The sequence below is a fragment of the Ruegeria sp. G2 genome (assembly GCF_056533505.1).
The window spans coordinates 499,473-517,550 of sequence record NZ_JBQFON010000001.1; the positions used below are offsets into that span (position 1 = coordinate 499,473).

Here is an 18,078-nt window from a genome sequence, read left to right on the forward strand (position 1 = left end):
AACTACAAATCAGCGTGAAATTCTTCGATCAGATGGCTAACCACGGCTTTCCCTGGATCATCTCCGCGCGCGACAGCCTCGGCATGAACACGACGTTGGCGGGTTGAAGAAGTGCCGGTCTCGGCAATGTGCCTTAGACGTGCAATCTCGGTCATGGTGCCGAGCGCTTCCGTATCTTCAGCCAACATACCCATGAGTTCACCCATCAGTTCGGCCATCGGCTTGATCGAGCGATCCCCGAAATCAATCAGCCCTTCGCCAACGCCATAGCGTTGCGCTCGCCAGCGATTTTCGCCGATCAGGAACTTGTCATATTGCCGCCAACGTAGATTGCGCGCTTTCAGACGGCATAACATCCTGGTCAGGGCTTGCGCCAAAGCCGCCAAAGACAATGTGTGTTCCAGCCGGGGCTGGACATCCATGATCCGGGTTTCGAGCGTTGGAAAGCGATGCGAAGGGCGCAGGTCCCACCAGATTTTTGAGGTATCTTCAATCACCCCGAGTTCGACCAATACTCCGGTTGTACGTTCATATTCGCCCCAGCTGCCGAATACCGGGGGCAAACCGGTTCTGGGCAGGTTATCGAATACAGTCAATCGATAGGAGGATAGGCCCGTATCCTCGCCATTCCAGTAAGGTGACGAAGTAGACAAAGCCAGGAGATGTGGCAGAAAGTAAGACAGCTGTGGCATCAGATCGGCGCGCAGGGCCTGGTTTTCGATCCCCACATGCACGTGCATCCCACAGATCAGCATTCGGCGTGCAACGCCGCCAAGAGCGTGCTGCAATGCGTCATAGCGCTCTCTTCTTGTATGATGCTGATCTTTCCAGTTTGCGAATGGATGGCAGGAAACCGCGATTGGTGCCATATTGTATTCGGCCGCGCGCTTTGAGACACAGGACCGCAACCGCTTTAGGTCTTCTCGGGCGGATTTGATGGTGGCGTGCGGGCGGGTTCCGACTTCAATCTGGCATTGCAGAAATTCGGGGCTGACCTGACCTTCGAAATCACTTTGACAAGCTTCGATCAACGCGGTCGGGGCATGCGCAAGCTGCATGCTGTCGCGATCAACCAGCAGATACTCTTCCTCGATGCCTAACGTGAATTCCTGCTGCATGGCGGTCCTCGTCGTTCAATTCCAATCAGTGAATACGGAATTTTCTCTTTTGCCAAGGGTTTGGCTCAAGGGTTCTTGCAGAGGTGCCGCGAGCAAAGGTAAGGAAAGGCGCAACGTAGATTGGAGCCATCCTTGTGAAACCCAGAAAATTTCCACAGATCAACGCTGCTCTGGACGAGTTAGGAGTGAAGCTGATCGACAAGGTCACGGAACAGGATGAACGGGCGCGGCTTGAAGCGTTTGAGCGGGCAGGGGGGCTGACCCGTCCGGCATACGCTTTGTCACCAGGGATGGAAGAGTTCGATATCACACAGTTGGTGGACGAGTACACGCGATACGCCGATGATCTTGCGGCGCTGAAAGATCCTGCGCGTAATCAGACAGGTTATGAAACCAACAACGGGTATTATGATAGCCCGGACGCGGATGCGCTTTATCTTATGATCCGCTGCTTTCAGCCAAAACGCGTGATCGAAGTCGGCTGCGGAAACTCGACCCGCGTGACACGCCAAGCGATAATCGACGGGGCCCTTGATACGACCATCACCGCAATTGATCCGTATCCGCGCGCCGATATCGCTCATGTCGTTGATCGGTTCGACCAAAAGCGACTGGAAGAGGTCGATCCCGCAATATTCGAACAGCTTGAAGCCGGAGACGTTCTTTTCATCGATTCAAGCCACGTGGTCCGGATGAGCAATGACGTGGCTCATCTATTCTGTCGGATCATTCCGGCGCTGAAACCGGGCGTTGTCATCCACGTCCACGATGTTTTTCTGCCTTACGAATATCCTAAGCGGTTCTTCTATGATTGTCCGGGTTGGGGCGAGCAATACATGCTGCACGCCTTGCTGCAATCTGGCTTCTATTCAATGCTTTGGCCCGGATATTATTTGCAACAGGAACGCCCCGACGCGGTGGAGGCATTACCGTTTCTGAAAGACGGTCGCGCGCAGAGCATATGGGTGCAGCTCAAAGAAAAATGATCAACATGTGATCCGGTTTGCTAAAAGGCCCGTAATCCTCTGCATAACAAGCTGGAGAGGAGTTAACAGCCATGTTCCGTCGCACATTCATGGGCGCTGCCGCCGCATTTGCACTTGCACTACCCGTCAAAGCACAGGCCGCAGATATCGTCGATACGGCAGTCGCTGCCGGGTCGTTTAACACTCTGGTCGCCGCCGTTCAGGCCGCTGGTTTGGTTGATACGTTGAAAGGCGATGGGCCTTTCACTGTCTTCGCACCCACAGACGAGGCTTTTGCCGCTCTGCCTGAAGGCACCGTTGAAACTCTTCTTCTTCCAGAGAACAAGGATCAGTTGGTAGCGATCCTGACCTATCATGTTGTGCCAGCCAAAGTGATGTCTGGTGACATCGCTGGGAAACGAGCAAAGGTTCTGACCGTACAAGGTGATCGTCTGAGCGTGAATGCAAAGAATGGTGTGAAAGTTAACGGCGCCGAAGTTGTACAGGCTGATATCGAAGCCAGTAACGGCGTCATTCACGTTGTAGATGAAGTGATTATCCCTGAATAAATTTACCACTTCCAATCTTAAAAAGCCCCGTCCCTGATGGACGGGGCTTTTTGAATTCCTGGTAGAAATTTGCCGTTTAAACCAAACGTACCTGAGTACCGACTTTCACCAGCGGATACAGCTCTTCTACATGTTGGTTATAAAGACCGATACAGCCAGACGAGCTTTGGCGTCCGATCTTGCGGGTATCGTGGGTGCCGTGAACCAAGTAGGCAGGCCAGCCAAGATACATGGCGCGGGTCCCCAACGGGTTTCCAGGTTCGCCACCCTCCATGCGAACCGGCAACGATGGATCGCGCTCGCGCATTGATGCAGTTGGTGTCCAGCTTGGGTTCTCCGCTTTGCGCGTGACTTTGGTATAGCCGCGCTTGGTCAGCTCTTCGCTCATCGGGACAGAGCTGGGATAGAGCTTATAGGTTCCATCTGGCCCCCAGTAATGCAAAGCTCGGCTGGTGATATCGGCCAACAATGCACCAACACCCAACTCGTCAAAGTGATCCTGCCAATTCTGCTGCGAGAATGACGATACATTGCGACGGACGGGTAATTGTGTGCTGATCGCTTCTTCATCCTGCGGGAAAGCATCGATGCTTTGCGCGCGTACGATGGCTGGTGTCGCAATCAGAGATGCGGCGCCCAACAGGGCGTGGCGGCGGGTCAAACGATTTTGGGACAATGTTGCCTCCGGAATGATACGAACTGCTCGATTAGATGATTTGGCGATAAAATATTGGTGATTGCCTGACTTTTCCAGAGGTAGGCCTCTGAATTTCTCGTGAGGTGTTTGAACCAGCGAGAACAGGCCCAAAACGAAAGAAGCCCGGCCTGAGTTAGGCCGGGCTTCCCGATTAATGAACTAACAGATCAGTCCATGGCTTTGAAGTTGAACTCGCCGCCTTCCTTGATACCCGACGGCCAGCGCGATGTGACGGTCTTGGTGCGCGAGTAGAACTTGAAGCTGTCCGGGCCGTGCTGGTTTAGGTCACCGAACATGGACTTCTTCCAGCCACCGAAAGTGTGATACGCAAGCGGAACCGGGATCGGCACGTTGATGCCGACCATGCCGATATTGATCCGGCTGGCGAAATCACGTGCGGTGTCGCCGTCGCGGGTGAAGATCGCGGTGCCGTTGCCGTATTCATGATCCATCGCCAGTTTCAGCGCTTCTTCATAAGAACCCGCGCGGACGGTCGACAGGACCGGGCCAAAGATCTCTTGCTTGTAGATGTCCATGTCGGGCGTGACGTTGTCGAACAGGTGCGGGCCGACAAAGAAACCGTCCTCATAGCCCTGCAGGCTGAAGTCACGGTTGTCGACAACCAGCTTCGCGCCTTGCTCAACGCCCGAGTTGATCAGGCCAAGGATACGTTCTTTCGCAGCGGCAGTGACCACCGGACCCATGTCAACGTCGTCACCTGCTGTGTAGGGGCCGACTTTCAGCTTTTCGACACGCGGGATCAGTTTTTCGATCAGTGCGTCTGCGGTTTCTTCGCCAACCGGTACAGCGACCGAGATTGCCATGCAGCGTTCGCCAGCTGCGCCAAAGCCAGCACCGACCAGCGCGTCAGCGGCCTGATCCAGATCGGCGTCAGGCATAACGATCATGTGGTTCTTGGCGCCACCGAAGCACTGTGCGCGTTTGCCGTTGGCGGTTGCACGAGCGTAGATGTATTGCGCGATCGGGGTCGAGCCGACGAAAGACACGCCCTGAATGATCTCGCTGTCTAGCAGGGTATCCACGGCCTCTTTGTCGCCGTTTACGACCTGGAACACGCCTTTGGGCAGTCCGGCTTCGACAAACAGCTCTGCCAGCATCAGCGGAACAGAGGGGTCACGCTCGGACGGTTTCAGAACCACAGCGTTGCCACAGGCCAGAGCAGGGCCGACATGCCACAGCGGCATCATAGCAGGGAAGTTGAACGGCATGATCGAAGCGACCACGCCCAGCGGCTGACGCATCGAATACATATCGATGCCCGGACCCGCACTGTCGGTAAACTCACCTTTCAGCATCTGAGGTGCGCCGATGCAGTATTCGATCACTTCCAGACCGCGCTGCAAGTCACCCTTCGCATCGGGAATGGTCTTGCCATGCTCGCGGCTGAGCGTTTCGGCAAGTTTGTCCATATCGCGGTTCATCAGGCCAACCATTGCCATCATGACGCGTGCGCGTTTCTGCGGGTTGGTTGCGCCCCAAGCGACCTGAGCAGCTGCGGCGTCTTCGATCGCTGCGGTGGTCTCGGCAACACTTGCCATCGGGCATTGGTACTGCACTTCGCCCGTTGCGGGGTTGAACACATCATCAAAGCGACCAGATGTGCCGGCGACATGTTCACCGTTGATGAAATGGGTCAGGTTCTGCATGGCAAATTCCTCCGGATTAGGTTGCGCGCAGAATAGACTTGCGAAAATCACCTGAACAGAGGCAATATTTCAAATCAGTTTTGCAAAAATGCAAAGGATGGATGATGACGCCGAATTGGGATGATTTGCGGGTTTTCCTGGCAGTTGCTCGCGACGAAAGCCTTTCTGGGGCTGGGCGGGTTCTTAAGATAGACCCGGCGACTGTCGGTCGCAGAATCGCGCGATTGGAAGCGGCTTTGGACGCTGTGTTGTTCACGAAATCGCAGCAGGGCTATGTTTTGACGACTGCGGGGCAGCGTCTCATGGAGCATGGTCTACAAGCAGAAGAGGCTATGCGCGCTGCGACAGGTGTCATGTCGGGTTCCGCCAAGTCGCTGAGTGGTCAGATCAGAATTGGTGCGCCGGACGGAAGCGCCAATTACCTTTTGCCGCAGGTCTGCGCCAAGATCAGCGATGCGAATCCTGACCTCGATATTCAGATTTTGGCGTTGCCGCGCATTATCAACCTATCCCGGCGAGAGGCCGATATGGCGGTCACTGTCAGTGCGCCCACTGCCGGGCAATTGCTGGTTCAAAAGATATCCGATTATCGGCTGCACATGGTCGCCACGAAAGATTACCTGAATCGCCACGCTGAAATTAGATCCATTGAGGATCTGAAAGGGCACAGGATGATCGGCTATATCCCGGACATGATCTTCGATCGGGAACTTGACTACCTCAACGATATAGGTGTTGAGCGTGTCGCGCTTGCATCAAACTCGGTCTCAGTTCAGTTGCGGCAGGTGTCGCTGGGCACCGGTGTTTGTGTTGCGCATGATTTTACATTGCCGTTCCACCGGGGATTGCAAAAAATACTGACGGATCAGGTAGGTCTGACCCGGGGGTTCTATTTGGTCCGCCATCAGGGTGACCAGCGCAATGAGCGGTTGAATCGGTTTGCCGAAGCACTAACACGTGGCCTGCGGGACGAAGTAGCGCGGCTGGAAGCCGAAGCTGCACCTTGACACCTTCAGACATTCCGGCAACGCTTAGAAAACAGTACGTTATTCCGGAGGTTTTTGCAGATGCTCGTTCAGGCCATTCTCAAGTCCAAAGCTGGCAGCGGCGTAGTGACGGTCGAACCATCGGCGTCGGTCTCGCAGGCCGCCGCAATCCTGGCGGAGAATCGGATCGGCACTGTGATCGTTTCCGAAGATGGCGGGCAGACGGCTTCGGGCATCCTGTCCGAACGTGATATCGTGCGCGAGCTGGCAGCCAGTGGTAGCGGGTGTCTGGACAAGCCGGTCAGTACCTACATGACCAAGAAGCTTGTAACAGCCAGCCAGCAGGACTCGGTCGAATCCATCCTATCACAAATGACGGAAGGTCGATTTCGCCATATGCCTGTTCTGGAAGAGGGCAAACTGGTCGGAATCGTAACGCTGGGCGATGCGGTCAAGGCGCAACTGGCTGAACTTGCTATGGAAAAAGACGCGCTTGAAGGCATGATCATGGGCCACTGAACGCGGGGGCTGTTTCAGCCTCTTGCACCTGCGGCAAAGTTATGTTTGCTTGCGCAGAAATTTTGTTGCGCTGGAGAGCCCTATGCGGGTTGGATTATACCCCGGTACCTTTGACCCAATCACATTGGGCCATATCGACATCATTCGCCGTGCCGCTGCATTGGTGGATAAGCTTGTGATTGGCGTCGCTATCAACCGCGACAAGGGCCCTCTGTTCTCTTTGGAAGAACGAGTCGCGATGATCGAAGCCGAGTGTGCGCATCTCACCGAGCAGACCGGCAATGAAATCGTGGCGCATCCATTTGAAAACCTGCTGATCGATTGCGCACGCGATGTTGGCGCTCAGATTATCGTGCGTGGACTACGTGCTGTTGCTGATTTCGAATATGAATTCCAGATGGTTGGTATGAACCGCGCGCTGGACGACTCAATTGAAACGGTCTTCCTAATGGCCGAGGCTCGGCATCAGGCCATTGCCTCGAAACTGGTCAAAGAAATCGCCAGGTTGAATGGGGACGTGTCGAAATTCGTCACGCCCCGCGTCAATGAAGCTCTTCGTGAGCGTTTAGGCTAGGGCACCCATCGCGGCGGCCGTGTCCAGCATTCGGTTCGAGAAGCCCCACTCATTGTCGTACCAAGCGAGGACGCGCACCAGCGTGCCGTCGGTTACTTTGGTTTCAGCCAGCGAAACGGTCGAGCTGTGTGAGTCGTGGTTGAAATCGATCGATACTAGCGGGCGATTCTCGGCTGCCAAAACGCCAGGGACTTTCGCGGCGGCTTCTACGAAGAGGGCATTGACCTCCTCTTCGGTTGTTGGGCGTGATACTTCGGCGACCAGGTCAACAACTGAGACATTGGGCGTAGGCACGCGAATGGCTTGCCCGGTCAACTTTCCGGCCAGTTGTGGCAAAACCAGACCCACTGCAGACGCCGCGCCGGTTGTCGTGGGAATCATCGACAGTGCTGCTGCGCGCGACAGGTAGGGGTCTTTCCCAGCTGTGTCATGAACCGGTTGGCTCGCCGTGTAGGCATGAACGGTTGTCATATTGCCGTGCTTGATGCCAAGCCCTGCGTCCAGTGCTGCGGCCACGGGCGACAGGCAGTTGGTGGTGCAGGAGGCATTGGAAACAACGATATCGTCGGCGGTTAGCTCATGGTCGTTTACGCCAAAGACGACGGTCTTCACACCGCCATCGCCACGGGCAGGGGCAGAAATCAATACTTTCTTTGATCCGTTTTTCAGGTGCCGCTCGGCTGCTTCACGGGTCCTGAAAACTCCAGTGCATTCCAGAACAACATCCACATCTGACCAATCCAGTGCTTCGGGATCACGCTCACTGGTCAAGCGGATTGGTCCGGCACCGACGTCCAGGCCGGAATCGCTGAGCGTTACCTGGTTGGGATAACGGCCATGCACACTGTCGAATTCAAACAGATGAGCGTTCATTTCCGGCTTTGCCAGATCGTTAATAGCGACGATTTCAACATCGGTGCGTCCGGATTCCATGACGGCTCGCAATACGCCTCGTCCGATCCGTCCAAATCCGTTTATTGCCAGCTTGAGTGTCATAATGCGCTCCGTCAGAATTTGGTCGATTGATGGTTAGCGCTAACAAAGCTAGATTGGCGCGAAAGTCAAGCAAAACCTCTGTCATCGCCAGAAGGCAAGCCAATCCAGGAAATCGTAGAGCTTCTTACCTAGGAACAGCAGGTGTTCGGTGCCGAATAGTGCAACGTCCAGCATCAGACCGCCTAGAATTAGGATTCCAAGCCAAATAGCGATTTGATTTGTCATTTCTGCGCCCTGAACGAAAATGCCCGCTCAGATAACCTGAGCGGGCATCAAGGTACAAGCGATGTGCGAAGGGTCAGTTAAGGCGGCCCATCGCTACGGCGACATCCGCCATACGCACCGAGAAGCCCCATTCGTTGTCATACCATGCCAGTACACGCACCATACGGTTGTCAACGACGCGGGTCTGGTCTGGTGCGAAGATCGAGCTCTCTTCGGTGTGGTTGAAATCGGTCGAGACCAGCGGCGCAGGCTCATAGCCAAGGACCCGCTGCATCGGGCCCTTGGCGGCTTCTTCAACGATCGCGTTAACCTCTTCTACTGTCACGTCGCGCGATGCGCGGAACGACAGGTCGACGGCCGAGACATTTGGGGTAGGTACACGGATCGCGGAACCGTCCAAGCGGCCCTTGAGGTTAGGCAGGACTTCACCCAGCGCTGCCGCAGCACCGGTTGTGGTCGGGATCATCGACATCGCCGCTGCGCGCGCGCGATACAGGTCGCTGTGACGACGGTCCAGAGTGGGCTGGTCGCCGGTATAAGCGTGGATCGTGGTCATGATGCCATGCTCGATACCGATGCCTTCATCCAGAACTTTGGCAAGCGGGGCCAGGCAGTTGGTCGTGCAGGAGCCGTTGGACACCATATTGTCGTTTGCAGTCAGGGTGTTGTGGTTTACGCCAAACACAATTGTCTTATTGACATTCTTACCTGGCGCCGAAAGCAGCACCTTACCAGCGCCGCGATCTAGGTGCGTCTTTGCCTTTAGCCCGTCATTGAACTTGCCAGTACATTCCAGAACGACATCGCAGCCTTCCCAGTCAAGCTCGGTCATGTCATAGGTCGAGAACATTTCCATCGGGCCACGGCCCAGATCCATGGTGTTGCCTTCGACAGACACTTCGCGCGGGAAACGGCCGTGAATGCTGTCATATTTCAGCAGATGTGCCGATGTTTCCAGCGGGCCAGTGGCGTTGACCTTGATCACTTCGATGTCGTTACGCGCCGATGCGGCGATGTGCGACAGTGTACAGCGGCCGATGCGGCCAAAACCATTGATACCGACCTTGATGGTCATCCGACGTCTCCAAACTGCGCTTGTGTTGCTGGCCATATAGCCGTGAAAACCGAATCTCAAAAGGGCAAAAATGGCATATTTTTAAGGTGTTAGCGCAAACCTGCGCCGGTTGCGCTAACGCTTGCGCTAAGGGTTGTATCAGGTAGTGTCGGCAACAGCGGATAAACAAGAGGATGCGCGATGAGTGGTCTGTTGGCCCTGTTGGATGATGTGGCAGGCATTGCAAAGGTTGCAGCGTCATCAGTGGACGATGTCGTAGCGGCGGCTGGCAAGGCCGGGGCCAAGACTGCCGGTGTAATAATCGACGACGCGGCGGTAACTCCTAAATACGTGCAGGGGTTCGCGCCGGCACGAGAATTACCCATCATCTGGCGCATCGCTCGCGGATCGGTTTTCAACAAGATTGTCTTGCTGTTGCCCGTGGCACTGCTGTTGGCGAACTTTGCGCCATGGCTGATTACACCTTTGCTGATGATAGGTGGCTCGTATCTGTGCTTTGAGGGCGCCGAGAAGATTTTTCATGTCTTGTTCCCGCATGGCAGTCACGTCATCGAAGAAGACATGAAAAATCGCGACCCAGGGCATTTGGAAGAGCAGAAAGTCAAGGGGGCAATCAAGACCGATTTCATTCTGTCCGCCGAGATCATGACCATTGCATTGGCGGCTATCGAAGCGCCCAACATCTGGATGCAGGCTACGACGCTTGCGGTGGTTGGGTTGGGTGTGACTCTGGCAGTTTACGGTTCGGTTGCGCTGATAGTGAAGATGGATGATGTCGGGTTGTATCTGGCTAAGAACGCACCGACGCCCGTAGGCCGAGGTCTTGGTCGGGGCTTGGTCAAAGCCATGCCCGGCGTGATGAAGACACTTTCAATCGTTGGAACTGCCGCGATGCTCTGGGTCGGAGGATCGATTATCATCCACGGGATGGAGGTTCTGGGCTTTGGCTGGTTGGGCCATCATATTCATGACTGGGCTTATGCGGTGGGACACGCAGTGCCTGCCCAATGGGAAAAAGCCGCCGAATGGATCGCAAAAGCGACAATGGATGGGGTGTTCGGTTTGGCTTGGGGATTTGTGTTGATCCCGTTGGCGACGAAGGTCATTGCGCCGATGATCGGGAAGTTTTCAGGTAAGCCTGAATCTCACTGAATCGAAGGCATGAAGTGATGGAGCTAAGTCATCTACCAGCTTTTCGACCGGTTCAATACCGCACCCGGTTTAAGTTGAGGGGGCTCGCTGCCAAACGTAAAGCAGCGGCGTTGGCTGCAATGAACCTTGGTGCGGAACAAATGCCGTTTGAACCGAACGCACCGTATCTGGTTCTGCATATTCGGATCGACACGGCGGACAAAGCTGCCGAACGTTCCGAGTGGGCAGGCGGGCGAATGTTCAACCTGCTTACGGGTCAATCTGCGCACTTCATTCCGCTTTATGGAACGCATGTGCGGCAAGTTTTGTCTTGGGCAGGGCAAAACGTACCCGGAGGGATCGTGCCAGCGGAACGGTACGAACTGCGATTGGACTTTGCGAAATTGGCATATGAGGCGTTAAGGGCGAAATTGGGCCAGCCAAAATAGCAAAGGGCGGCCGAGAAAGCCGCCCTTTGTATCTACAACTGTTGAGCCGAGTGCTTACAGCCCCATCAGTTCTTTTACCTTCGCGACAGCCGCTTCTGCGGTAATGCCAAAGTGCTTATACAACTCACCTGCCGGGGCTGATGCACCAAAGCTCGACATGCCAATAAACCCAGCTTTGGCTTCGCGGCCACGTTCACCCAGCAACCAGCGGTCCCATCCGCCAGCGCGTACGGCGGCCTCGATGCCAACGCGGACGGCACCGGCAGGTAGGACGCGCTTACGGTAGGCTTCATCCTGTTCGGCAAACAGCTCCATGCAAGGCATTGATACGACGCGGGTGCCAATGCCCTCGGCCTCCAGCATCGCTTTGGCTTCCATGGCCAGCGAAACCTCGGATCCGGTAGCGATCAGTATGGCCTGACGTTTGGCTTCTGCGTCAGCGAGCACATATGCGCCTTGTGAGGTCAGGTTTTTACCTTTGTGCTCGGTCCGCACTGTTGGCACGCCCTGACGGGTCAGCGACAGGACCGAGGGGCTGTCTTTGAAGGTAAGTGCCAGTTCCCAAGCTTCGGCAGTCTCAACAGTGTCAGCGGGGCGGAAGACATAGGTGTTTGGCGTTGCGCGCGAAATCGCCAGATGTTCCACCGGCTGGTGGGTCGGGCCGTCTTCGCCCAGACCAATCGAGTCATGTGTCATCACAAAGACCGTAGGCACCTTCATCAAGGCAGCCAAACGCATGGAAGGGCGGGCATAGTCAGTGAAAGCCATGAAGGTGCCGCCATAGGGACGGATGCCCCCGTGCAGAGCCATGCCGTTCATGGCAGCTGCCATGCCGTGTTCGCGGATGCCGTAGTGGATGTAACGACCTTTGCGGTTTTCTGGCAGGAACACGCCCATATCCGCTGATTTGGTGTTGTTTGAACCGGTCAGGTCAGCCGAACCACCGATGGTTTCTGGCATGATCGGGTTCACCACGTTCAGAACCTTTTCGGACGACGCTCGGGTTGCCAGTTTCGGCTGATCTTCCGACATCTGTTTCTTGAATGACCGGATGGCACCAGCCAGTTTCTTCGGCGCTTCAAACGCATAGGCACGGTTGAATTCCGCCTGCTTACGCTCGGAGATTTGCGCGAAACGCTCTTCCCATGACGCGCGCTCGGCAGCACCACGTGTACCGATAGCTTCCCATGCGGCTTTGACCTCTGTTGGGATGACAAACGCGTCATGCGGCCAGCCATAGCCGTCTTTGGCCGCCTTCAACTGATCCTGATCGGTCAGCGCGCCGTGGCCTTTCGAAGTGTCCTGCGCCGCGTGGCCAAGTGCTATGTGGCTCTCGCAGGCGATCATTGTCGGCTTGTTCGACTTTTTCGCCCGCACGATGGCATCGTCGATGGCCTTGGGGTCATGACCGTCAATCTCAAGCACATGCCAGCCCGAAGCCGCAAAACGGCGTACCTGATCGGTGCGGTCGGCGATATCAACGGTGCCGTCGATGGTGATGTTGTTGTTGTCCCAGAAGACGATCAGCTTGCTCAGTTCGTGTCGGCCAGCCAGGGTGATCGCCTCTTGGCTAACGCCTTCCATCAGGCAGCCGTCGCCCGCAATCACATAAGTGTAGTGATCAACGATCTTCTTGCCGTAATGCGCGCGCTGTATTTCCTCGGCCATGGCAAAGCCCACAGCGTTCGAGATGCCCTGACCCAGAGGGCCAGTGGTGGTTTCGACACCGTCTATCAGGAAGTTCTCGGGGTGGCCGGCTGTTTTGGCGCCCAACTGGCGGAAGTTTTTGATTTCTTCCAGCGTAATGTCGCCATGACCAGTTAGGTAAAGCAGCGAATAGACCAGCATCGAACCGTGACCCGCCGACAGGATGAACCGGTCACGATCCGGCCAATTCGGGGCAGAGGCGTCAAATTTCAGGTGCTTTTCGAACAATACAGTCGCAACATCGGCCATGCCCATTGGCATACCGGAATGGCCGGAATTGGCGGCGGCGACGGCGTCGAGGGTCAGGGTGCGGATGGCCGCAGCCTTGTCCCAGTGTTCGGGGTTGGCATTGCGCAGCGCAGTCAGGTCCACGGGCGTTATTCCTTTGGGTTACGGGCAGATTTAGCGCTGAATACCATCCGTCTGACAAAGTGCAAGTAGAACCGGGTTCTGCGCCGATCTGGCGCTTCAAGAGCGGTGTGCAAGTGATTGAAACCAAACAGTGGGTATTTTCTGTTACATTCCGTTAGACTAGTGCAGAGAGCCGCCGCTTTTGATTCGGACAGGCGTATAGCAGAACGAACCTTGATAAAGAGGTGACAGGGGCATGAGCCAGATCGAAGAATTACAACGCCGTATCATTACTGCGATGGAGCGGATCGGCACCGGAGTCGAGGCACTGCAGGACGCTGGGCCAGCGGTCGATAATGGTGCTGCGTTACGATCAGAACTTGAAGAAGAGCGCTTGGCCAATGCGCAGTTGGAAGAGCGGCTGAAATCGCTCATAGAAAGGCACGCTCTTGAGATTGATGCCCTCCGGGAGCAGGCGGGATCAGGAGAAGAAGTTGCTGCACTGCGTGGTCAATTGGCCGAGGCGACCGCAAAGCTTGCAACGGTCGAGGCCGCGCGCGCAGAGTTAGCCGAGGCCAAGGCCGCTCTGGATAACAGCGACGAAGTAAATTCGCTGAAAGCCGAAATCGAAACCCTGCGAACCATGGAAAATGCCGCAGAAGAAGCCGAGTCGTTGCGGGCCGAGGTTGAGCAATTGACCCCCATCGCAGATCGCGCCGAAGAGATGGAGGCAGAGCTGTCCCGTCTGCGCGCTGAATTGGTCGATAGCGAGCGGCTGACCGAATTGAACGCCGAGCTTGAAATGCTGCGTGCCGAGCGTGCCAGCCATGGCGCGGCGATGTCGCGACTGGATGACGATTTGCAACGGTTGCGCAAGGCAAACGAACAGTTGCGTGGAACAGTGGATGAGTTGCGCGCCGCGGCAGAAGATGGTGTGACCGATGCAGACATGCTGAATCGCGCAACTGCTGCAGAGTTGGAGGCAACGCGTGCCGCAAGAGCCTCGGACGCGGCCGAAGCACACGCGGTTCTGGCCCGGCTCGAACCGTTGTTGACCCATGCCAATCTGGCTGAAGGAGAGGTTGAATAATGCCCGAGGTGACCATTCATATCGGTGGACGAGGATTTGATGTCTCGTGCCAGGACGGTGAAGAGCCCTTTCTGCAGGCCGCGGCCAAGCTTTTGGATGATGAAGCACAGGTATTGTCGGACCAGATCGGACGCATGCCTGAATCGCGCATGTTGTTGATGGCCGGACTAATGTTGGCCGACAAAGCTGCAGCGCACGAAGATCGCCTGAAGCTGGCAGAAGCAAAGCTTGTGGAAGCCGAAGCCGAATTGAATCGCCTGCGTAGTCAACCTCTGCGCGAGCCCGAGCGAATTGAAGTTGCAGTGGTGCCACCCTCGGTAACAGACACATTGGCGGAGATGGCCGCGCGTGCAGAAGCGCTGGCTGCGGTGATCGAGGAAAGGAACGCCTGATGGGCTTTGTTCGAACGGCTGCAGGGGCCGCGGTATTGTCTTTGTACGCTACGGCAGGTTTGGCCGAGATCGACATACTGTCTGTGACATTTAACTGCGAGAACAACACGCAGGTGCCAGTGTCCTATTTCAACGCCGCAGATGGATCAGGTGCTGCCGCGATGCTGATTGAGGACCAGTTAATTGCGCTGAAACAGGTTCAAAGCGGATCAGGTATTCGCTACGAATCTGTAGACGGGGCAGGGACATACACCCTTCGATCCAAAGGCTGGGAAGCTACGATCAGCCATCAGGCCCAAGGCAGCACAGCCCCCGAACGTGTCTTGTTCAAGGACTGCTCTAGCCGGTAAATTAGGCGTTTGCTTCACGGATTTTGTCGGCTGCATCTTTGTCGTAGCCGACATTGTTTTCTTCAAACAAAGTATCCAGCTCTCCCGAAAGGGTCATCTCGGTGATGATGTCGCAGCCGCCGACGAACTCGCCTTTGACGAAAAGCTGGGGCACAGTTGGCCAGTCCGAATAATCCTTGATGCCCTGACGGACAGAGTCGTCCGCCAAAACATTCACGTCGGTATATTCGACACCCATGTAGTTCAATACACCAGCGACGCGCGACGAGAACCCGCACTGCGGCATCTCTTTGGTACCTTTCATATACAGCACCACGTCATTGGCTTTGACGGTTTCGTCGATCTGGGTTTTCACGTCGGTCATTTGGTGTTTCCTTTGCTCTTCGGCATTATTGCATTGGCGTAGTCTTGAGGATTCTTCGGAATATGGGTCTGCGCCGAGCTAATTGCACCGTCATGTGAATTGTAGGAGGAATGCAGGAGGTGTTCTCCCTGTCCGGGTGGCGATCCTCGTCTTGTATTACGTCCCGTCTTTGAATGGTTCCAAGCTATGAGCGCGATCAATACAACAAAGACGGTGAATGTAATTGAGATTACAATCGCGTGCTCCATTTTACTCCGGTACTTTCGTGGTCAGCGCCAGCGCGTGCAACTCTCCATCGGGGCCATCCATCTTGCCTTTCAACGCGGCATAAACAGCACGTTGTTGCTGAACGCGGTTCTTGCCGCGAAAGCTCTCATCCACGACCATGGCGGACATGTGCACGCCATCGCTGCCACCAACCTGGATTTCCGCATTTGGAAAGCTCTCGCGTAGCAGAGTTTCAATTTCGTGGGCGCTCATCGGCATGTAGTTTCACTCCTGAAGGTCTTTCCCAAGATGTAGAGCGATGAGACGGGGCGTGCAAGATGGGGCCAGTTCCGTTCAACAACAATTCCTGCGCGCCGACACGCGCAAGAAATCTGTTTGATCGCACCAAAACAAAGATTGATTAGGCGACGGCTTGGGCAAAGCTGCTGCGGAACGTATCCGCCAGCTCGGCAAGCGAGACTTCGGAGCTGCCGATTTTAACACTGTCTCCAGTGAAACGTCCGACCGACAGAAGGGGAACACCCGCCTGACCAGCTGCGATCATCAATGCTTCGGCCTGATCAAAGTTACAGGCGACCAGATAGCGCGCCTGATCTTCTCCGAACAGGAACTCGGTCGAGGCGTCGTCGAGGCAAACGCCGACACCAGCAGCCTCGGCTAGTTCAAAAGCAGCTAGGGCAAGGCCACCGTCACCCAGATCGGTGCAGGCTTTGATCATTTCACGATTGGCGCGAATGAACTCTCCGTTGCGCTGTTCAGCGTCCAGATCGACATGTGGGGCGTCCCCGTCTTCGCGGTTGAAGACTTCGGCCAGAAGGGCCGACTGGCCCAGATGACCTTGGGTTTCGCCGATAACCAGAGCGACATGGCCTTCACGAACCTCGTTGCCGATGATTTCATCGGCAGTTTGCAGCAGGCCTACGGCCCCAATCGTGGGAGTTGGCAGGATCGCCTGCCCATCAGTCTCGTTATATAGCGACACGTTGCCGGAAACGATGGGCATGTCCAAGGCTCCGACTGCGGCTCCGATACCTTGGATTGCCCCTACAAACTGGCCCATGATTTCAGGCTTTTCGGGATTGCCGAAATTCAGATTGTCAGTGGTGGCCAGCGGCTTGGCGCCCACGGCAGTCAGGTTGCGGTAGGCTTCGGCTACGGCCTGTTTGCCGCCCTCAACAGGGTTTGCGCGGACATAGCGCGGGGTCACGTCGCTGGTGAATGCCAGCACCTTGTCAGTACCGTGCACACGCACCATTCCAGCACCCAGACCAGGCGTGCGGGAGCTGTCGGCCATGACCATGGTGTCATACTGTTCGTACACCCACTGCTTGCCTGCGTAGTTCGGCGAAGAGAGCAGGGCGCGAAGGCCATCAACCGGGTCGATCTGGGGCACATCTGTCAGCTCTTCCGGGTTGGGCGTTGGTTCCCATGGGCGGTCGTACTCTGGTGCCGTTGAAGACAGTTTGGAAAGGACGAGGTCCGCTTTGACTTCGCCGTTGTGCATGATCAGGAACCGGTCTTCGGCGATCGTTTCACCAACAATGGCGAAATCCAGATCCCATTTCTCGAAAACCGCACGGGCTTCGGCTTCAAGCTCAGGTTTGAGGACCATCAGCATCCGCTCCTGAGATTCAGACAACATCATTTCATACGCGGTCATGTTCTCTTCGCGTTGAGGGACATTCTCCAGATCAAGGCGAACGCCAAGGCCACCCTTGTCTCCCATCTCAACGGCCGAACAGGTCAACCCTGCCGCACCCATATCCTGAATCGAGATCACGGCGCCGGTCTGCATCAGTTCCAGCGTGGCTTCCATCAAGCGTTTCTCGGTGAAGGGGTCGCCGACCTGAACAGTCGGGCGCTTTTCTTCGATTGTGTCGTCGAATTCCGCCGAAGCCATGGTCGCACCGCCCACACCATCGCGTCCGGTTTTAGCACCTAGATAAACAACCGGCATACCGACACCCGAGGCCGCCGAATAAAAAATCTTGTCACTGTCGGCCAGACCTGCGGCAAAGGCGTTAACAAGGCAGTTGCCGTTATAGGCTGGATGGAACCGAACTTCGCCACCAACGCAAGGCACACCGAAGCAGTTTCCGTAGCCGCCGATGCCTTCAACCACACCATTCACAAGCTGACGGGTTTTGTGGTGGCCGGGCTCACCAAATGACAGCGCGTTCATCGAGGCGATGGGGCGTGCGCCCATGGTGAAGACATCCCGCAAAATACCACCAACGCCGGTCGCGGCACCCTGATAGGGCTCAATGTAGGAGGGGTGGTTGTGGCTTTCCATTTTGAACACCACGGCCTGACCGTCTCCAATATCAACCACGCCAGCGTTCTCACCAGGGCCGCAGATAACTTGTGGGCCGGATGTGGGCAGCGTGCGCAGCCATTTTTTCGAAGATTTATATGAGCAATGCTCGTTCCACATGGCCGAGAAAATGCCCAGTTCGGTGAATGTCGGTTCGCGCCCGATGATCTCGAGGATCATGTCGTATTCCTCGGGCTTGAGCCCGTGTGCAGCAATCAGATCCGGGGTGATGGCGGGCTCTTGCATCTTTTGTCCTGTGTCCATAGTGGCCGAGATTGCGGGCCTTTTAGGGCAAGGGCGCTTCCGTGGGA

General features: G+C 55.9%; 20 protein-coding genes. 10 read left to right on the top strand and 10 right to left on the bottom strand.

Annotated elements, in window-relative coordinates; all coding sequences use genetic code 11:
* Positions 1 to 2 precede the first annotated feature (2 nt).
* A complete protein-coding gene (locus tag ACR0DU_RS02420; RefSeq protein WP_170778763.1) occupies positions 3 to 1,118 on the bottom strand; it encodes a carboxylate-amine ligase in 1,116 nt (371 codons plus the stop codon).
* A gap of 134 nt (positions 1,119 to 1,252) precedes the next feature.
* On the opposite strand from ACR0DU_RS02420, the gene ACR0DU_RS02425 reads away from it, so the two are divergent.
* Together ACR0DU_RS02425 and ACR0DU_RS02430 are read left to right on the top strand one after the other, a co-directional pair.
* Positions 1,253 to 2,104 carry a class I SAM-dependent methyltransferase gene (locus ACR0DU_RS02425; protein WP_480872288.1) on the top strand — a complete coding sequence of 284 codons (852 nt, stop codon included), beginning with the start codon at positions 1,253 to 1,255 and terminating at the stop codon, positions 2,102 to 2,104.
* Positions 2,105 to 2,175: 71 nt separating this feature from the next.
* Complete coding sequence (locus ACR0DU_RS02430; protein ID WP_010439833.1) at positions 2,176 to 2,652, top strand: fasciclin domain-containing protein; 477 nt, start codon at positions 2,176 to 2,178, stop codon at positions 2,650 to 2,652.
* Positions 2,653 to 2,728: 76 nt separating this feature from the next.
* Here ACR0DU_RS02430 and ACR0DU_RS02435 read toward each other — a convergent pair whose 3' ends face one another.
* Together ACR0DU_RS02435 and ACR0DU_RS02440 are read right to left on the bottom strand one after the other, a co-directional pair.
* Positions 2,729 to 3,328 (bottom strand): L,D-transpeptidase, encoded by a 600-nt coding sequence (locus ACR0DU_RS02435; protein WP_480872290.1) that lies wholly within the window; start codon positions 3,326 to 3,328, stop codon positions 2,729 to 2,731.
* Positions 3,329 to 3,516: 188 nt separating this feature from the next.
* Entirely contained in the window at positions 3,517 to 5,016 is a 1,500-nt protein-coding gene (locus ACR0DU_RS02440; protein ID WP_480872292.1) for a CoA-acylating methylmalonate-semialdehyde dehydrogenase, read from the bottom strand.
* Between the two features lie 104 nt (positions 5,017 to 5,120).
* Here ACR0DU_RS02440 and ACR0DU_RS02445 point away from each other — a divergent pair, with 104 nt between their 5' ends.
* The 3 genes from ACR0DU_RS02445 (at position 5,121) to coaD (ending at position 7,095) form a co-directional block, all read left to right on the top strand.
* Complete coding sequence (locus tag ACR0DU_RS02445; protein WP_480872294.1) at positions 5,121 to 6,023, top strand: LysR family transcriptional regulator; 903 nt, start codon at positions 5,121 to 5,123, stop codon at positions 6,021 to 6,023.
* Between the two features lie 60 nt (positions 6,024 to 6,083).
* On the top strand, positions 6,084 to 6,521 hold the full coding sequence (locus ACR0DU_RS02450) for a CBS domain-containing protein (protein ID WP_010439840.1): 438 nt from the start codon (positions 6,084 to 6,086) through the stop codon (positions 6,519 to 6,521).
* 82 nt (positions 6,522 to 6,603) lie between these two features.
* Positions 6,604 to 7,095, top strand: coding sequence for a pantetheine-phosphate adenylyltransferase (coaD, locus tag ACR0DU_RS02455; RefSeq protein ID WP_480872295.1), 492 nt, complete (start codon positions 6,604 to 6,606; stop codon positions 7,093 to 7,095).
* Here the strand turns inward: coaD and gap (ACR0DU_RS02460) are convergent.
* From gap (ACR0DU_RS02460) to gap (ACR0DU_RS02470), 3 genes are all read right to left on the bottom strand, one after another.
* Positions 7,087 to 8,091, bottom strand: coding sequence for a type I glyceraldehyde-3-phosphate dehydrogenase (gene gap / locus ACR0DU_RS02460; RefSeq protein ID WP_480872297.1), 1,005 nt, complete (start codon positions 8,089 to 8,091; stop codon positions 7,087 to 7,089). The genes coaD and gap (ACR0DU_RS02460) overlap by 9 nt on opposite strands.
* An 81-nt stretch (positions 8,092 to 8,172) precedes the next feature.
* Positions 8,173 to 8,316 (bottom strand): hypothetical protein, encoded by a 144-nt coding sequence (locus ACR0DU_RS02465; RefSeq protein WP_010439846.1) that lies wholly within the window; start codon positions 8,314 to 8,316, stop codon positions 8,173 to 8,175.
* Positions 8,317 to 8,389: 73 nt separating this feature from the next.
* Positions 8,390 to 9,391, bottom strand: a complete 1,002-nt coding sequence (gene gap / locus ACR0DU_RS02470) for a type I glyceraldehyde-3-phosphate dehydrogenase (RefSeq protein ID WP_170770706.1) — start codon at positions 9,389 to 9,391, stop codon at positions 8,390 to 8,392.
* Positions 9,392 to 9,571: 180 nt separating this feature from the next.
* Here gap (ACR0DU_RS02470) and ACR0DU_RS02475 point away from each other — a divergent pair, with 180 nt between their 5' ends.
* Positions 9,572 to 10,543 carry a DUF808 domain-containing protein gene (locus ACR0DU_RS02475; RefSeq protein WP_480872299.1) on the top strand — a complete coding sequence of 324 codons (972 nt, stop codon included), beginning with the start codon at positions 9,572 to 9,574 and terminating at the stop codon, positions 10,541 to 10,543.
* A gap of 119 nt (positions 10,544 to 10,662) precedes the next feature.
* Positions 10,663 to 10,971 (top strand): hypothetical protein, encoded by a 309-nt coding sequence (locus ACR0DU_RS02480; RefSeq protein ID WP_480872300.1) that lies wholly within the window; start codon positions 10,663 to 10,665, stop codon positions 10,969 to 10,971.
* A gap of 54 nt (positions 10,972 to 11,025) precedes the next feature.
* On the opposite strand, the gene tkt is transcribed toward ACR0DU_RS02480, so the two are convergent.
* Positions 11,026 to 13,050, bottom strand: coding sequence for a transketolase (gene tkt, locus ACR0DU_RS02485; protein WP_480872301.1), 2,025 nt, complete (start codon positions 13,048 to 13,050; stop codon positions 11,026 to 11,028).
* Between the two features lie 235 nt (positions 13,051 to 13,285).
* Here tkt and ACR0DU_RS02490 point away from each other — a divergent pair, with 235 nt between their 5' ends.
* Genes ACR0DU_RS02490 through ACR0DU_RS02500 form a run of 3 tightly spaced genes read left to right on the top strand, consistent with a single transcriptional unit; the run spans position 13,286 to position 14,861 of the window.
* Positions 13,286 to 14,119 carry a hypothetical protein gene (locus tag ACR0DU_RS02490; RefSeq protein WP_480872303.1) on the top strand — a complete coding sequence of 278 codons (834 nt, stop codon included), beginning with the start codon at positions 13,286 to 13,288 and terminating at the stop codon, positions 14,117 to 14,119.
* On the top strand, positions 14,119 to 14,511 hold the full coding sequence (locus ACR0DU_RS02495; protein ID WP_480872305.1) for a cell division protein ZapA: 393 nt from the start codon (positions 14,119 to 14,121) through the stop codon (positions 14,509 to 14,511). Before ACR0DU_RS02490 ends, ACR0DU_RS02495 begins: the two co-directional genes overlap by 1 nt.
* The gene (locus ACR0DU_RS02500) at positions 14,511 to 14,861 is read left to right on the top strand and encodes an MliC family protein (protein WP_010439860.1); all 351 of its coding nucleotides are present in this window, start codon (positions 14,511 to 14,513) and stop codon (positions 14,859 to 14,861) included. The genes ACR0DU_RS02495 and ACR0DU_RS02500 overlap by 1 nt, the downstream gene beginning before the upstream one ends.
* A gap of 1 nt (position 14,862) precedes the next feature.
* Here the strand turns inward: ACR0DU_RS02500 and grxD are convergent, their stop codons facing one another.
* The 3 genes from grxD to purL all read right to left on the bottom strand — a co-directional run bounded on the left by grxD (position 14,863) and on the right by purL (position 18,013).
* On the bottom strand, positions 14,863 to 15,225 hold the full coding sequence (gene grxD, locus ACR0DU_RS02505; protein WP_170539459.1) for a Grx4 family monothiol glutaredoxin: 363 nt from the start codon (positions 15,223 to 15,225) through the stop codon (positions 14,863 to 14,865).
* Positions 15,226 to 15,474: 249 nt separating this feature from the next.
* Positions 15,475 to 15,711 carry a BolA/IbaG family iron-sulfur metabolism protein gene (locus tag ACR0DU_RS02510; RefSeq protein ID WP_039530494.1) on the bottom strand — a complete coding sequence of 79 codons (237 nt, stop codon included), beginning with the start codon at positions 15,709 to 15,711 and terminating at the stop codon, positions 15,475 to 15,477.
* A gap of 142 nt (positions 15,712 to 15,853) precedes the next feature.
* Positions 15,854 to 18,013: a phosphoribosylformylglycinamidine synthase subunit PurL gene (gene purL / locus ACR0DU_RS02515; protein WP_480872306.1), complete on the bottom strand. Its 2,160-nt coding sequence runs from the start codon at positions 18,011 to 18,013 to the stop codon at positions 15,854 to 15,856.
* Positions 18,014 to 18,078: the final 65 nt, after the last annotated feature.

What these genes read in the sequence shown, in the direction of transcription:
- ACR0DU_RS02430 (WP_010439833.1), top strand. Translation starts at nt 2,176, where the DNA reads ATGTTCCGTCGCACATTCATGGGCGCTGCCGCCGCATTTGCACTTGCA.
- purL (WP_480872306.1), bottom strand. Translation starts at nt 18,013, where the DNA reads ATGCAAGAGCCCGCCATCACCCCGGATCTGATTGCTGCACACGGGCTC.
- ACR0DU_RS02490 (WP_480872303.1), top strand. Translation starts at nt 13,286, where the DNA reads ATGAGCCAGATCGAAGAATTACAACGCCGTATCATTACTGCGATGGAG.
- coaD (WP_480872295.1), top strand. Translation starts at nt 6,604, where the DNA reads ATGCGGGTTGGATTATACCCCGGTACCTTTGACCCAATCACATTGGGC.
- ACR0DU_RS02465 (WP_010439846.1), bottom strand. Translation starts at nt 8,316, where the DNA reads ATGACAAATCAAATCGCTATTTGGCTTGGAATCCTAATTCTAGGCGGT.
- ACR0DU_RS02420 (WP_170778763.1), bottom strand. Translation starts at nt 1,118, where the DNA reads ATGCAGCAGGAATTCACGTTAGGCATCGAGGAAGAGTATCTGCTGGTT.
- ACR0DU_RS02475 (WP_480872299.1), top strand. Translation starts at nt 9,572, where the DNA reads ATGAGTGGTCTGTTGGCCCTGTTGGATGATGTGGCAGGCATTGCAAAG.
- ACR0DU_RS02440 (WP_480872292.1), bottom strand. Translation starts at nt 5,016, where the DNA reads ATGCAGAACCTGACCCATTTCATCAACGGTGAACATGTCGCCGGCACA.
- ACR0DU_RS02510 (WP_039530494.1), bottom strand. Translation starts at nt 15,711, where the DNA reads ATGCCGATGAGCGCCCACGAAATTGAAACTCTGCTACGCGAGAGCTTT.
- ACR0DU_RS02450 (WP_010439840.1), top strand. Translation starts at nt 6,084, where the DNA reads ATGCTCGTTCAGGCCATTCTCAAGTCCAAAGCTGGCAGCGGCGTAGTG.
- ACR0DU_RS02445 (WP_480872294.1), top strand. Translation starts at nt 5,121, where the DNA reads ATGACGCCGAATTGGGATGATTTGCGGGTTTTCCTGGCAGTTGCTCGC.
- ACR0DU_RS02495 (WP_480872305.1), top strand. Translation starts at nt 14,119, where the DNA reads ATGCCCGAGGTGACCATTCATATCGGTGGACGAGGATTTGATGTCTCG.
- gap (WP_170770706.1), bottom strand. Translation starts at nt 9,391, where the DNA reads ATGACCATCAAGGTCGGTATCAATGGTTTTGGCCGCATCGGCCGCTGT.
- grxD (WP_170539459.1), bottom strand. Translation starts at nt 15,225, where the DNA reads ATGACCGACGTGAAAACCCAGATCGACGAAACCGTCAAAGCCAATGAC.
- ACR0DU_RS02480 (WP_480872300.1), top strand. Translation starts at nt 10,663, where the DNA reads ATGAACCTTGGTGCGGAACAAATGCCGTTTGAACCGAACGCACCGTAT.
- ACR0DU_RS02500 (WP_010439860.1), top strand. Translation starts at nt 14,511, where the DNA reads ATGGGCTTTGTTCGAACGGCTGCAGGGGCCGCGGTATTGTCTTTGTAC.
- gap (WP_480872297.1), bottom strand. Translation starts at nt 8,091, where the DNA reads ATGACACTCAAGCTGGCAATAAACGGATTTGGACGGATCGGACGAGGC.